11 protein-coding genes are annotated in these 13,289 nt (G+C 57.9%); 6 read left to right on the forward strand and 5 right to left on the reverse strand.

All coding sequences use genetic code 11. The annotated features are described in order from the left end of the window. Positions 1 to 9: 9 nt before the first annotated feature. A complete protein-coding gene (locus tag ABIE62_RS04640; protein ID WP_354323960.1) occupies positions 10 to 555 on the reverse strand; it encodes a hypothetical protein in 546 nt (181 codons plus the stop codon). Positions 556 to 900: 345 nt separating this feature from the next. On the opposite strand from ABIE62_RS04640, the gene ABIE62_RS04645 reads away from it, so the two are divergent. The 4 genes from ABIE62_RS04645 to ABIE62_RS04660 are packed head-to-tail and all read left to right on the forward strand — an operon-like array spanning position 901 to position 5,718. Then, positions 901 to 1,536, forward strand: coding sequence for a polysaccharide biosynthesis/export family protein (locus ABIE62_RS04645; RefSeq protein ID WP_354323962.1), 636 nt, complete (start codon positions 901 to 903; stop codon positions 1,534 to 1,536). A gap of 4 nt (positions 1,537 to 1,540) precedes the next feature. Next, the gene (locus ABIE62_RS04650; protein WP_354323964.1) at positions 1,541 to 3,748 is read left to right on the forward strand and encodes a GumC family protein; all 2,208 of its coding nucleotides are present in this window, start codon (positions 1,541 to 1,543) and stop codon (positions 3,746 to 3,748) included. A gap of 56 nt (positions 3,749 to 3,804) precedes the next feature. Next, positions 3,805 to 4,746 (forward strand): glycosyltransferase family 2 protein, encoded by a 942-nt coding sequence (locus ABIE62_RS04655; RefSeq protein ID WP_354323966.1) that lies wholly within the window; start codon positions 3,805 to 3,807, stop codon positions 4,744 to 4,746. A gap of 15 nt (positions 4,747 to 4,761) precedes the next feature. Next, complete coding sequence (locus ABIE62_RS04660) at positions 4,762 to 5,718, forward strand: glycosyltransferase family 2 protein (protein WP_354323967.1); 957 nt, start codon at positions 4,762 to 4,764, stop codon at positions 5,716 to 5,718. A 40-nt stretch (positions 5,719 to 5,758) separates the two neighbouring features. Here the strand turns inward: ABIE62_RS04660 and ABIE62_RS04665 are convergent, their stop codons facing one another. After that, positions 5,759 to 7,009 carry an O-antigen ligase family protein gene (locus ABIE62_RS04665; RefSeq protein WP_354323968.1) on the reverse strand — a complete coding sequence of 417 codons (1,251 nt, stop codon included), beginning with the start codon at positions 7,007 to 7,009 and terminating at the stop codon, positions 5,759 to 5,761. A 510-nt stretch (positions 7,010 to 7,519) separates the two neighbouring features. Between ABIE62_RS04665 and ABIE62_RS14695 the strand changes: the two genes are divergently transcribed. Beyond that, on the forward strand, positions 7,520 to 7,786 hold the full coding sequence (locus tag ABIE62_RS14695) for a spike base protein, RCAP_Rcc01079 family (RefSeq protein ID WP_454184747.1): 267 nt from the start codon (positions 7,520 to 7,522) through the stop codon (positions 7,784 to 7,786). A gap of 17 nt (positions 7,787 to 7,803) precedes the next feature. Next, positions 7,804 to 10,281, forward strand: a complete 2,478-nt coding sequence (locus tag ABIE62_RS04675; RefSeq protein ID WP_354323972.1) for a hypothetical protein — start codon at positions 7,804 to 7,806, stop codon at positions 10,279 to 10,281. A 66-nt stretch (positions 10,282 to 10,347) separates the two neighbouring features. On the opposite strand, the gene ABIE62_RS04680 is transcribed toward ABIE62_RS04675, so the two are convergent. The 3 genes from ABIE62_RS04680 to ABIE62_RS04690 are packed head-to-tail and all read right to left on the reverse strand — an operon-like array spanning position 10,348 to position 13,273. Further along, positions 10,348 to 11,136 (reverse strand): hypothetical protein, encoded by a 789-nt coding sequence (locus tag ABIE62_RS04680; RefSeq protein ID WP_354323973.1) that lies wholly within the window; start codon positions 11,134 to 11,136, stop codon positions 10,348 to 10,350. Then, positions 11,133 to 11,810, reverse strand: a complete 678-nt coding sequence (locus ABIE62_RS04685) for a class I SAM-dependent methyltransferase (protein ID WP_354323975.1) — start codon at positions 11,808 to 11,810, stop codon at positions 11,133 to 11,135. Before ABIE62_RS04685 ends, ABIE62_RS04680 begins: the two co-directional genes overlap by 4 nt. 23 nt (positions 11,811 to 11,833) lie before the next feature. Beyond that, a complete protein-coding gene (locus tag ABIE62_RS04690) occupies positions 11,834 to 13,273 on the reverse strand; it encodes an oligosaccharide flippase family protein (protein WP_354323976.1) in 1,440 nt (479 codons plus the stop codon). Positions 13,274 to 13,289: the final 16 nt, after the last annotated feature.

A 13,289-nucleotide genomic window follows, 5' to 3' on the forward strand; every position in this document is an offset into this window, starting at 1 on the left:
GCCAACCGCTCAAGGGCGCGCACGCACCAATTGGACGTAATAGATCGCTGCAACCAGCACCACGAAGCTCACCCCGATATCAATCACCCAGTTAAGTTTCGGAGGGCCATAAAGGAGGGCATCGGTCAGGTGCAGCGAGGCGATCCGCAAGGCCATCAGACACACCATCGCAGCAGCGGCAAGAACCCCGGTCAAACGCGCAACGTTCCGGCGCCCGCGAAGGTTGCGTGCCCATCGCTGCAGCGCAAACATCGCTCCCGCTCCCGCGATGGTCAGTATCGCCGCTACCAGCGGGGCTTGAAGGCTGCGGCGGTCGCCATAATGACCTGATATTCTGAGGTAATCACGAAGAATTGCGCGCAGCCATTCTTCGGCATTGACCAGACGCAATGTGATCAGGACGCCGAAGAACAGCGCTAGCATCAACCAAGTTCGCAGGTGCCCCGACACTTGTCGCTGGCGCAGCGCGGTCGCGGCAGCGGCAAGGCAAGCGAGCATGACAATGCCGTAAAGGCAACTTGCGGCAAGGCTAAAGGTTGATGGGCCCGATATCATCACTAATTTTCCTGCCGCAGTTTACCAGTTGGGTCACGCCGCTGCGATGTGACCATGTCGATCATTCAGCCAACCAATTCTGCGCACAAGGCAATTCTGATAGGGTCAAACGTTTTTATATAACATCCTAATGCCCCGGCGCCGAGTATGGCTCGGCGTGGGCGACGCCTCGAATCGTGTGCCAAGTCGGCATTAGTATTGCACTGCGATATCCCTACGCCTAAGCAAAAATACGTGCCTAGGGAGGATGTTGTGAAGTTGATGAGCCACACTAGTTTTCGGACAGTGTCAGTTCTCGCAGCCGCCATGGTTGCGCTCACTGGCTGCGCATCGACACCCGAACCCGTGATTGGCGCAAGCGTGATCAAGCCAGCAACCGATTTGGGGCAGTCCGGGTATTCTTACCAGCGGCCAACGACCTATCTTCTGCGTCCGGCGGATCGCATATCAGTCAACGTATTTCGCGAACCGGACTTTACAATCGACGCGGTGCAGATCGGCGTAGAGGGCAATGTTTCATTGCCAATGCTCGGCTCGATACCTGCTGCAGGAATGACGGCAAAACAATTCGAACAGGACGTGACCCGACGGCTTGCTACAATCGGACTTAAATCGCCGATGGTCAGCGTCAATGTTGCTGAATATGCGTCGCATCTTGTTACTGTTGAAGGAGCCGTGAATACTCCCGGTGTTTACCCATTCCAACCCGGCGCGCGCCTCTCCTCTGCAATCGCGCTGGCAAAAGGGCCGAAACGAACTGCGAAAGTCCAACAGGTTGCGGTATTCCGGGAGAGTCCGGAAGGCATCATGGTCGCCAAGTTTGATCACCAGCAGGTGAGCCAAGGGACAATGCTTGACCCGGTACTTCAGCCCGGCGATCGCGTGGTCATGGGCACCGATGGTTTGTCGGTATTCTGGGAAGATTTGCTGAAAGCGTTGCCGGTTTTCGGTGTTTTCGCGGTGGCTGGTCTCGACAACTGATCCGATGAACGAAAGATCGATTATCCACTCACCAGAGCATTCCCGCCAAGGCACTTGGCTTGATGCTTATATGCCCGATGGCCCGATGGGACAGCTGGCCCCGCGTCAGCAGTTTTTCAATTTCGCAGCCATCCGTGGGATCATTTACCGGCAGCGCTGGCTGGTCGTCGCTGTCATCATGGTGGCCTTGCTCGGCGGACTGATTGTCACCCTGCTGTCCACCCCGATGTACCAGGCTGACGCCAAGGTAAGCGTAAAGCCCTACGGACAATATGTGGTTGAGGGGCAGGATACCGATCCCGGGTTCAATCCGGTTCAGATCTACGATTACCTCGCGACCCAAGTCGAAGTAATCAAGAGCCGCAGCCTTGCCGAAGGCGTGGTAACTGAACTCAATCTGGCCTCGCGCTATGACCTGTTGGGCAAGGATGTCGACGAAGGCCGTGCCCCGGGCATGAGCGATGAGCAGTGGATCAAAGCCAAACAGCAACTGGCTGTGTCGATCCTCACCGGTGACGTTGTCGCCGAGGTTCCAACCCAGAATTGGGTGATCACGATCGGCTTTCAATCCGAAAGCCCCACCCTTGCTGCGGAAATCGCCAATGCATATGCCGATGCCTTCGTGGCGACCGGTTCGCGCAACTCCGCTGAGGGGAACGAATACGCACTCGAATACCTCAAGAGTCAGATAGATGAAACGCGGCAACGGCTAGCTGAGGCCGAGCAGGTCTCCAATTCCTATGCTCGGAGCAGAGGAATCATTCTTGAGGCATCAGAATCCGAAGAAGGCACCCCCACCACATCGACTCTGACAGCAATTAATCTCTCCAGCATCAATACCCGCGCCGCAAACGCGCGCGCGGCACGGATCGAAGCAGAGCAAAGATGGCGGGCAATCCAGAAGTTGCCGGTAGCGGAGCTTCCCGAGGTGCAGGCCAATCCGGTGCTGCAAGGCCTATTGTCTGAACGCACCGCCAAGCTTGCGCAGCTCGCCGACCTAAGTCAGCGGTACAACGACGATTTCCCGCAGATTCAGAACCTGCAGGAACAGTTGAAGGTACTTGAAACACAGATCGAACGCATAAGCAGTGATATCAAGGCGAGCGCCCGCAGTCAGTTTCTGGTGGCCCAGAGTCAGGAGCGCGCGCTGACAGCAGAATTGGCCGCTCTGACGGGCGAACGACTGGTCGAACAAGATCAGCAGGTCGAACTAAGCGCCCTCGACCGTGAGGCCCAAGCGCTTCGCGATCAGCTCAAATCACTACTGGATCGCTATAATCAAATCACCAGCGCCGCGAACCTTGACCCCGGCACGATCAGCAAGATCGATTCAGCGATGGTGCCGGACTCGCCCTTCGCGCCGAATATACCGCGCAACATGGGCCTTGCGTTGGTGCTTGGCATTGCGTTGGCCGCTGGGCTGGCGGTGCTACGTGAAGCGCTCGATGATCGTATCCGCTCGCTGGATGACGTGGAGGAAAAGGTCGGCCTGCCGCTGCTGGGGCACACCCCGCATGTCGAGAACCGTGATATTGAATCACACGGTAATAATCGTTTCAGCGCGTTGATGGAGGCCTATTCCTCCATTCGTGCAGCGATTGACTTCACGCTGCCACGAAACCGCAACGTCATCCAGCTTACCAGCAGCCAGGCCGGTGAAGGTAAAAGCACGACCGCCGTGATTCTGGCCGAGCTATTCGCAAGCCTTGGCCGCAAGACCCTACTGATTGATGCCGACCTGCGCCGCCCCTCAGTGGCCAACCTCCTCGACATCGAGCGGCCCAAAGTTGGCTTGGTAGAAGTTCTGCTCGGCCACGTTGAGATCGAGAGGGCGGTGGTCAAAGGCATTCACGAGAATCTCGAAATCCTGCCCGTCGGCGAACTTCCGCCCAATCCCACCGAGATTCTGGCATCACGCGAGATGCGCGAATTCATCGAGAAGTACCGGCACGAATACTCGCTGATCATCTTCGATTCTTCCCCGATCCTGGGACTGGCTGACGCTCCGGTTCTCGCCAACCTTGTCGATGCAACGGTTTTCATTCTCGAAGCCAACCGCCTACCCTTCGGCCAAGCGCGCGCTGCGGTGCGCAGGCTGATGCAATCGGGCGGCACAATCATCGGTGTAGTTCTGACCAAATACCGCGCGCTTGAGGCTGGGCAGGCTTACGGCTACCAATATGGCTATTACGAATATGGGCGCGATAAATAGGGCCAGCTGTCGCGCCCGGCTAGCGGTAGGCTTGAACACTGGACCGAACTGCCCCGTTGCTCCAACTGGAAAATCAACCTTGGCTTTCAATAGTCGCGGACAAGGATAGGTCGCAGGTTTTGGTCGAGCATCAGCCGTTTACGGTCATCATTCCAGCCCACAATGAAGAGGCTGTGATTGCACGGTGCCTGGAAACCATATTTGCTGATGCCCCCTCAGAATGCATGATGGAGGTCATAGTTGCGGCCAATGGTTGCAATGACAAGACCGTAGAGGTCGCACGCATCGCTGCTCCAGGAGCAGTGTTGCTCAATCTTCCTGTCGGATCAAAGACCGCGGCGATCAACGCAGCCAATCGCGCTGCCTCATATTTCCCTCGCATCTATGTCGATGCAGATGTGCAATGTGGATACTGGTCATTATTAGCGCTTGCCCGTGCGTTGCGCGAAGAAGGTGTAATGACCGCCGCCCCCGCCATCAGGCTGGACCTGTCACGCTGCAACTGGATAATGAAGGCCTATTACCGCGCTTGGTTGCGCCAACCCTACGCCACGGCGGGCAAGGGCGGCGCCGGATGCTATGCCCTCTGTGCCGAAGCGCTTGACAGTGTGGGCGAGTTTCCGCCGATCACTGGTGACGATATATGGATCCATACGCGCTTCCCTGACCACCAGAAGCGCTACATCACCGAGGATGAAGTTGGGCGTCCGGTGGTCTCGGTCGTCTATCCGCCGCGAACTGCGCGCGAGCAGATCAGGGTTGAGGCGCGGCGCCAAAACGGCAATACCGAAGTCCGGCGGGAATACCCCAGCCCCCACTTCGCCAATGCGCGCAATGGTGGAGGATTGTCTGCAGCTCTCAGAAGCGGCACGCATCCGGTCGATCTGATCATTTTCTTCGCTATCAAGTTTGCAGCGCGGGCGCTGGCTGTTTGGAATCGCAAGCGCGGTGCCAGCACGGCGTGGACACGCGATCTGTCGACCCGACAGCCATCCTGAACACCGGCCCCGGACATGATGAACATTACTGCCACCACACCTGATGTCAGCATCCTGATCGTTGCCTATAATTCGCATGCGATTATCGCAGCCTGCCTTGGCTCGATCCCTGCCGCCTGCACGCGCCATACATACGAAGTCCTGCTGATCGACAACGGCGACGGGGCATCCGCCGATGTCGTCGTCGCCGCGTTCCCCTCAGTAAAAATCGTTCTCAGCCGCGGCAATGTTGGCTTCGCGGCTGGAAACAATCTGCTCGCCGCGCAGGCCAAGGGCAGGCATCTGTTGCTGCTCAATCCCGATGTGGTGCTCAAACCCGATGCCGTGGATCGACTGTTGGAGGCAACGAAGACCTATCCTTATGCGTCGGCGTGGGGTGGAGTGACCCTTGACCATAATGATCGCCCTGACTTGGGCAACACGGTGCAGATCCCATCATTAAAAGAGATGTTGAGCCGGACACTGGGCCGATCGTCTGCCGCCCTGCGAAACAATGCCACTGTAGCGGCTGACGCTGAGGTGGAGGTCATGAGCGGCAGTTTCGTAATGTTTTCGCGCAGCGCATGGGACGAAGCCGACGGGCTGGATGAACGATACTTCCTTTACTGCGAGGAAGTCGATCTGTTTCACCGTCTGGCGCAGCGAGGGCATTCATTCTGGAGAATTGCCAGCTCTTTAGCGAATCATGATATTGGGCATGGAGAGGCTTCATCCCCAAATAGGGAATTGTATCTAAATGCTGGCGTAATTCAGTTTACGCGACTGCATTGGAGTAAGATTGATAGCCTGCTTGCATTCTTTTTGATTTGGCTTTCATCCCTACAGCGAGTCATATTGGGTTGGCTTTTTGGTTGGTTTAAACCTAATTTGTCCACGGCAGGCAAAAAACAGCGTCTTGTAGCGCTAAGGCCAAATTATTGGCGTCATGGCTATGATCCGCAGCGCGGCCTTCTTGCACGGTTGCGGCGCTAGCGCAGCACCCTCTGACCATCCTCGCTTGATGCGGCCAGCATTAGCGCGGGCGCTCCGCTCCGCGTGTTGGCCGGGCGAAAACCATTTGCGCCGCAGGTTGCGCGCCGAGGCTCACCGTCAGCCCCAGCAGCATGAAGAACCAAGTGAGCGCTGACATCCACAGTGTCACCGAGTTGATCCCGAGCGCAAACACCGACAGCGAAATCGCCACACCGCGCAACAGCCGCGCATCGTGCGGTGGCATGTGCCGCGATCGGCGTGCAACCATGACCAGCCCGATCAGGGTTGCGCCGAGCAATAGCACCGTTTCCGGAATTCCGAATCGAAGCGCCATGATCAGCCAGAAGTGATCGAAAGAGCCCGAGTTCATCCAGTCAGGGCGAACCCAATCGGAGTATCCGATTCCGAACCACGGATGTCTTTCGATATTTTCGGTGCCATATCGCCATATCAAAACACGATTATAGGCTGAGGCTGTATTGAGCGACGCGTAGCGAATGAGCAGATTGTAGAAGCCGGAGTTACTCGCAAGTTCCACGACCCCATAGAAACTGACTGCGAAAAACAGAAATAGCCGCCAGCTCAAATTGCCTATCCGCTCGCCTATCCAGTCATAAACTGACAGAAGCCCGCCAACAACCACACCAAGCATGGCAGCCGAACTCATTGTGAATATCCCGCCAAAGGAGGCGGCCAATCCAAGCAATCTCGGCCATCCCCGCAATCCAGATAGAAGGTATATCGGCAGGAAACTCGCGAGGAAAATGCCCGCTAGAATTGGATGAGGAAATGACGCCGTACCCCGTACCAGGCCCATTCTGACCTCATACCTGATCGGCATCGGCATCCCCGTGACGGCCGACGCCAAGGGTTGAAGCAGTAAGGTGCGAGTGATGGATTCGATTATCACCACCGCGCCGATAATTGCGACCCCAGGGGCAATCAGGATGAGAAATCGTCGCAGGTCGGTTGGTGATTGAATCGTTGCGCGCGCCAGGAAATAGGCCAGCCCCATATCAACCGTATGGGAGCCTCCCATGATAATCGCAGTTCCGACCGAGCCACTGCTCATGTACGACGCCAACCATATCCAAGCCAAAGCAAGGATGATCAGCAAGTCCGGCCAGGCAAAACGTATGGACTTTCGCAACGTGCCCGACAGCACGTACAAACTCGCGCCGAGTAAAAATATGCGGGCAGGTGAAAGATAGACCCCTGCGATTGTTATATTGAATTGCTGAGGAATCAGAAGTAGATACAGCGACAGTGTCGCCAGAATTATTGCCACCATGCTTCCCCGTGGGCGGAAGGCCTGTACGCGTTGGGAGCGCAAAGGAACTGGTAACTGGCTGTAGGCTGTGCCCATCAGTTCAATTCATGCCCTTCGCTCGCCAATTCAGCATACCGGATAAGGCATACTGCATGATCTTCACCAACAGCGCTTCTCTGCCCCGACCGCATAGTGCATACCGCGTGACTGATTAGGCAAGATGCGTTCTAGGCGGCGCTAGCACCCCTTATCCGATCTTTCCAGACATAGCCTAAACCCAACCTGCCATTTACGTGTGCAGCACCCAATGTCCGCATCGTCGATTCGCGCCATAATAAAATCTCAGCTCGCATTGGTGGGCGCGGGCCTCGCTTTGGTTCTGGGCGAGTGAGATGCCCTGACCGTGACCACCTGGACCCTCTCCGCGACCGACGGCGAGCATTCCTTGACGAATTGCGCAAAAAGTCGCTTTCCTACACATAACCAATATGGTTCATTAAAGGGGTAAATTTCATGCAGAGAGGTTAGTTCATGTCGGACAATTTTATCGCTTTTGGATCATCGCCAGCAACACCCAGTGAAAATGCCTACCCTGTTACCCCGAACGACTCTGCAGCGCTGCCCTTGGTCCCGAAATATCTCTACGTTGGCCAAGCCGGAAACGTGGCCTTGCGCACCAGGGACGCAGCGAGCGATGTGGTGTTCGAAAATGTTCCGGCGGGCGGCTATCTGTTCGTACGCGCTACCCATGTCCGTCAGGCCGGAACCACCGCTGCTGCGATCGTGGCTTGCGCCTGATGATTGCCAACATGATCATGGCTCGCCAGCAACTCTTGTCAGGCACCACCCCCCGCCCACCCGCAGACTTCATCGTCACGTCTGACGCCGAGTGGGATGCCGTATTCGCCAATGACGCGGCGACGCTCGCGGGTAAGACTGTCGAGATTGTCGGCTCCAGCTTCACCCAGCGCACCATTAATAGCCGCGATATGTCGGGCAATCCGCTCACCATTCGCAGTGCCAATGCTTCGGCGTCCCTGCCGTCTATCCTGCTTGACGGGATAACGCGCGGGATCGACTTTTCGGGCCTCAATTTCCAGATGACGGGTTGGCCCAAGGCCTATGGCTCTTGCGTGGTGTTCAATAACGGCACATTTGGCGGCATCCGTTTCATCAACGGCACGTCCTTTCGCCACGGCTACGGCGTGGGACTGACCAATATCGACACCGCCGCCGACCTGCCTGAATATGAGCGGATTGATAATGTCCAGACCGCCACCACGACCAGCGCGGCCTATCCGCTGACATGGAAAGACACCGCGCCGGGGCTGACCGGGTGGATCGAGTTCTTCAATCGCGGCGCGCAGACCGTCTTTGTCGAAGTGGGTGGGCCGGGTGTGGTGGCAACCACAGGCAGCACCGCCGCACCAGCGGGGCAGCGCACACGCATCAGCACCGGCATCACACCTGCGGGAAGCACTCATTTCGCCGTGCTGGCCGCATCGGGGACGGTCGAGGTGAACGCCCGCACCGAAATCGGGCTGTCCACATATCTCGCTGCTGCATTCACTTCATCGGGCGCGGCCACCGTCGAGGATTTGGAAATCCGCAATTGTACGTTCCGCGATCTGGTGAACGGGGTGAAGGGAATAAATCCCATGTCCGCGGTGGTCATGGATTGCGACTTTACCCGCATCTATCAGGACATTCTTTCCTTTGCGCCGAAACCGGGCGGGTTTGCCTATGTCCTGCGCAATACCGAATGCCTGCCGTTTGCGCGGTCGGGCATTGCCGAAAACCTCAACGGCGATGCGCGCGATCCGCATGGCGACCAGTTCCAGATTTTCAGTGATGGCACAGGCGTGATTGGCCCGGTCTTCTATGCGGGCAACCGGGTGCGCCCCGGCAATCTGCGCGTAGGCGTGAGCAGCCAAGGCTTGTGGATTTCGGATAATGACCACACCCCGGCATTCTCGGACTTCTATGTGATTTCGACCATGCAGGTGGGCGGTGCGCCGAACTCGCTGTTCATGGGTGAGCCACCCAAGCCCGAGTTCATGGTGCGCAATGCCTTGGTCTATGGCGCAACCGTGGTGGACTGGCGCGATCCTGCGAGCATATCGCCGGGAATCACCTTTGTTACCGATGACGGCGGATCGGTCTATCTGGGTAGCGCAATTGCCGCCCGGATTGTGGCTTCCGAGGATGAGTTCATGCAGCAAGACACGCTGCTATTGCTCAGCGCCGCCGACCCCGCAGCGGTGTTCCCGAACCTTGGCGATCTGACCACGGCGAACACCCGCGCCGAAATTGAAGCGGCGATCACGCCTGCCGCCGAAGGAGCGGGGCTGGGCGCGGTGGCGACCCGTGACGCGGTGGACTGGGCCACCAGCGATCACACTGCGGTAATCCGCTGGGAGAATGTGCCGAGCGGGGCGCATTGGAATGACTTGGCCGGGGTGGCAGAGAACACGCTTATCTCCCTGCCGCTGCGCAAGGTGTTGAACCGGCGCGTAGGCCAGAGCGTGAGCGTTGGTGCGGGCACCGAATGGCGTAAGGTGGCGGCTGATGGCACCACCGAATTGCAGGCGTGGGGCAGCGCGGCGGGCACTATCGAGCCGGATCAGTTCATTCAGATCAGGCGGCAGAGTTCGCCCACGGGCAACGGCTTTGTCACCGCATCGGTGACGATCAACGGGTTTGAACAGGCGGTCAGCATTCAATCCGCCAACACGCCTTCGGTGTTCCTGACGCAAGGCAGCCCGGTGGGTTATTTTGGCGACACAGCCAATCCGCCAGCGGGCCTGACCCGTGTGACATACCGGGGCAAGTTCTTCTGGCCTACGGGGACGCTGGCCAACGCGCAGAAGCCGTTCGCGCAGCTTTCGCTGGGGTGTGATCTTGAAACCTTCAACAACGCTTTCCGCGTTTCGGTCGAGGACGGAACGCAGGCGGCGATGTTCGCAAGCGCTCCAGATCGTCATGCCGGCAGCCTTGTCGAGAACAAATGGCTGGACATCATCTTTGACGCGGATCAGTCTGCGCAGACAGTCACACTGACGGTCAATGGTGTTACCGAAGTCTATCCGTTCAATAACGCCAGCAACGGCGTGTTTAACACCGTGCGCCGGTTCAGCTTTGTTGCAGTGAACAACGGCACCAATCCGCTGCCCGCCGGAGTGCGGATGGCCGATATGTCGGTCGAGTTCAACGGGGTGCTGCACAAGGCAATCCCGAACAGTGCCGCCAGCGCCAACGCCGATCCGTGGAAGCTGGGCGGGGCGTTTGTGTGATGGGTGTGAGAATCAGAGCGAATAGCGCTTTAAACAAAAATCATGCCGATGCCCGACCAACGCCGATCAGCATTCGAGTTGCGTTGCAAGCTCGCGCGGATCAGCACTTGAGTCGCCAGCACGTTGCAAGCGCTTGCCAAGCGACTTCCACAACCGAAGCTTGGCCCACATCAGCGGGAAAGGAGAGCGAGTCAGCGGAACCGTAAGGGTGGGCACTGGCAACTGCTCACTCCACTTCCAGCGCATATAATGCCACGCGTCAGAATAGCCGCCGCGATAACCCCGCACAGGCTTACTGTTGTGGATTGCCGGAATATCAGCGACGTATGACTTCAGCCCGATTGCAGCCGCACTCAGGACGATATCGGTTCCATAAAGATGGAACCCCGGCAGCGCTGAATCGAAGCGCAAACCGCTCGCACGGTTGAGAACGATCACGAACTCGTCGATACACGTCGCCTCGACCGGATTGGGAAATCGCCCGCCCAACCTGCACGCTAACCCAGTCGACCACGCATGACCAACCGGTCGCCCGCCGAGGTCGACGCCGAATGCGCCGATAATCGCCCAATCCGGATCAGTGCTTTCGATCTGTGCGATGGCGCGGTCCAACTGTCGGCCCCAATTGTCTGGGAGAAATACGTCTTGGTGTGCAAACACCACGATCTGCGCCGCGCTATCATCGAGACCTTGATTATACGCCTCTGACGCAGAGGCCGCGCCACTATAACATTTGAGATCGACCTTCCCCTTACGGATGATCGTCGATCGCAAAAGATTGTGTGCCAGCACCGCCCCATCGTTGACTGCGGCGACAATCTGCAAGTTGTCAAGAATATCGGATTGCTGTGTCACGGTGCGCGCCCGACGATGCAAATTTGACGCATTGTAAGGTGGCGGAAACGGTTGAGCGTGAAAACATTAAACAGTGTGCCGGCCGGTCCCGGCGGAGCCATCGCGCGCACATGCTCGATCACAATGCCCGCATCCTCGAACATCCTCCTATACGTGCCTTGCGTGAACCAGCGCAGGTGAGTGCGGTCCATCACGCCTTCATCGGTCAGTTCCCAGCGGTCAGAAATCAGGCCGCGCAGCACCGCGATCTGAGCAACATTGGGCGAACTGGCAAGCACCACCGCACCGGGTTTGAGTTTGGCCACCACCCGCTTTACTACCGACCACGGGTCCACAAGGTGTTCTAGCACCTCGCTCATCAGTACCGCATCGAAATGCTGATCAGGCCAAGGCAGCGTCATTCGTTCAACATCGCCTTCAAGCACTTCGGTCAGGCGACCCCGTGCCACGGAAGCTGCCTGCGAGGCGATTTCCACTCCGATATACGAGCGCGCAAGACCCTGCGCGAGTGCGGCGCTCCCTGTTTCGCCCGCTCCACAGCCAATCTCAAGCACATTCGCCGATCCGTCTCTTGGCAATAGCGCAAGAAAATCGCTCCTGACCCCACCGAAATAGGACGCAGTTTTATCTTGGTAGGCTCTCGCACCCGCTTTCGTGTCTAGCGCCAAGGCCACATTGTGTGACACCGTCCGTCCTTTCAATCAATCTTACGCGCGAGACGGATGAACATCGTTTTGATCCTTTCACGCAAATCGCTCGACATCAATAGCGCAACAAACATTCCCGGCACACCTGCTATTGCCGCACTAAAAATCGCGCCGCTCCAGCTTGTAACTGGATTAAAAGTCACATTCCCCACTATCACCAGCGCGGCAAGGCCGGTGAACACCAGTCCCAATATCCTGCACGAAGGCGCGGCGGCCTTCGTCCTCTGGCTGACCCGCCACAACGCAAGGAACGTCGCCAATGCATCGCCCCCCGCCATGCACGCCGCGACCCAGACAATGTCCTTACCTGATGACAGCGCAAGCAATGCACCGCCCAATCCGATAATCCGCAGAATGCTGGCAGCCAGGATATCACTGGTGCCACCAAGGGTAAGCGAAATCGTCGCGCACCATGATCGCAGCATCATGGCTGCCGCCTGGATCGCAAGGAATGTCGCCAGCAATGCCGGGGTCTGGTAATCGGGGCCGAACAGCAGCACGACCAGCGGCGCGCCGACCATGGCGAGCGGGAAAACCATTGCCGAAACCAGCAGCAGCGATGTGGCCCCGGTGGTGCGGCAGCGTTCGCCAAACAGTTCAGGATTACCGCGCGCCTCGGACAGCAAGGGGAAATAGAGGTTGCCGGTCAGCTTGGCGAGAAACAGGCTGACCCCACCGGTCAACGCCGCAACCGCCACATAGCCGGCCAAGTCCCGCATTCCCGCCAGCGTACCGATCACGATCCGGTCGCCCTGCGTAGCGAAGAAAATCACGATGCCATTGAGCAGCAATGGCCAGCCGTAGCCTATAACCGCGGTAAAGGCCTTGCGATTGAGCCCGAGCCGATAGGGTTCGCGGGCGAGCCGGTGCGAAAGCGTCACCGCGACCACCGAAGTCGTTAATGCACCTGCCGCCACGGCAATGTAATTATGCGTGACCGCAGCAAGCGCCACCGCCAGCACCACGCCCGGCACAAGCCCCCCGATCAACATCTTTACATAGGCGCCGAACTGCATCCGCCGCTGCTGTGCGAGCGGATCGAGATTGCGGAATCCCTCAATCACCGGGATCATCGCGGCCAGCGCATAGAACCAGCCCAGTTCCGGGTGGCCAAACTGTGCCGCGATCCAACCCGATAGCAGCAGGATCATCAGGCCCATCAACAGTCCGCGGATCAGCAATAGAGTGGCAAGCGTCGGCATGGTGTCAGCCAGCTCATTATCACGCGCCTGAATCACATATTTCTCGAGCCCCAAATCGCTGATGAGTGCAAAAGTGCTCACTACCAACAGGAAGGTAACGCTGATCCCGAAAAACTCCGGGCCAAGCAGGCGCGCAACCAAGACCGTGCGCAGGAACATCAACGCATGTTCCAGAATCGAGCCAAAGCCCAGTGTCAGGCCGGCTCTGGACACCCGTTTGGCGGTCATGCGAACCTCACACGCA

This window comes from Porphyrobacter sp. MBR-155, from assembly GCF_040547625.1.
Classification (GTDB): domain Bacteria; phylum Pseudomonadota; class Alphaproteobacteria; order Sphingomonadales; family Sphingomonadaceae; genus Erythrobacter.

Coding starts and splice junctions, on each gene's coding strand:
- ABIE62_RS04640 (WP_354323960.1), bottom strand. CDS start 555: ATGATATCGGGCCCATCAACCTTTAGCCTTGCCGCAAGTTGCCTTTAC.
- ABIE62_RS04650 (WP_354323964.1), top strand. CDS start 1,541: ATGAACGAAAGATCGATTATCCACTCACCAGAGCATTCCCGCCAAGGC.
- ABIE62_RS04660 (WP_354323967.1), top strand. CDS start 4,762: ATGATGAACATTACTGCCACCACACCTGATGTCAGCATCCTGATCGTT.
- ABIE62_RS04665 (WP_354323968.1), bottom strand. CDS start 7,009: ATGGTGGCAATAATTCTGGCGACACTGTCGCTGTATCTACTTCTGATT.
- ABIE62_RS14695 (WP_454184747.1), top strand. CDS start 7,520: ATGTCGGACAATTTTATCGCTTTTGGATCATCGCCAGCAACACCCAGT.
- ABIE62_RS04675 (WP_354323972.1), top strand. CDS start 7,804: ATGGCTCGCCAGCAACTCTTGTCAGGCACCACCCCCCGCCCACCCGCA.
- ABIE62_RS04690 (WP_354323976.1), bottom strand. CDS start 13,273: ATGACCGCCAAACGGGTGTCCAGAGCCGGCCTGACACTGGGCTTTGGC.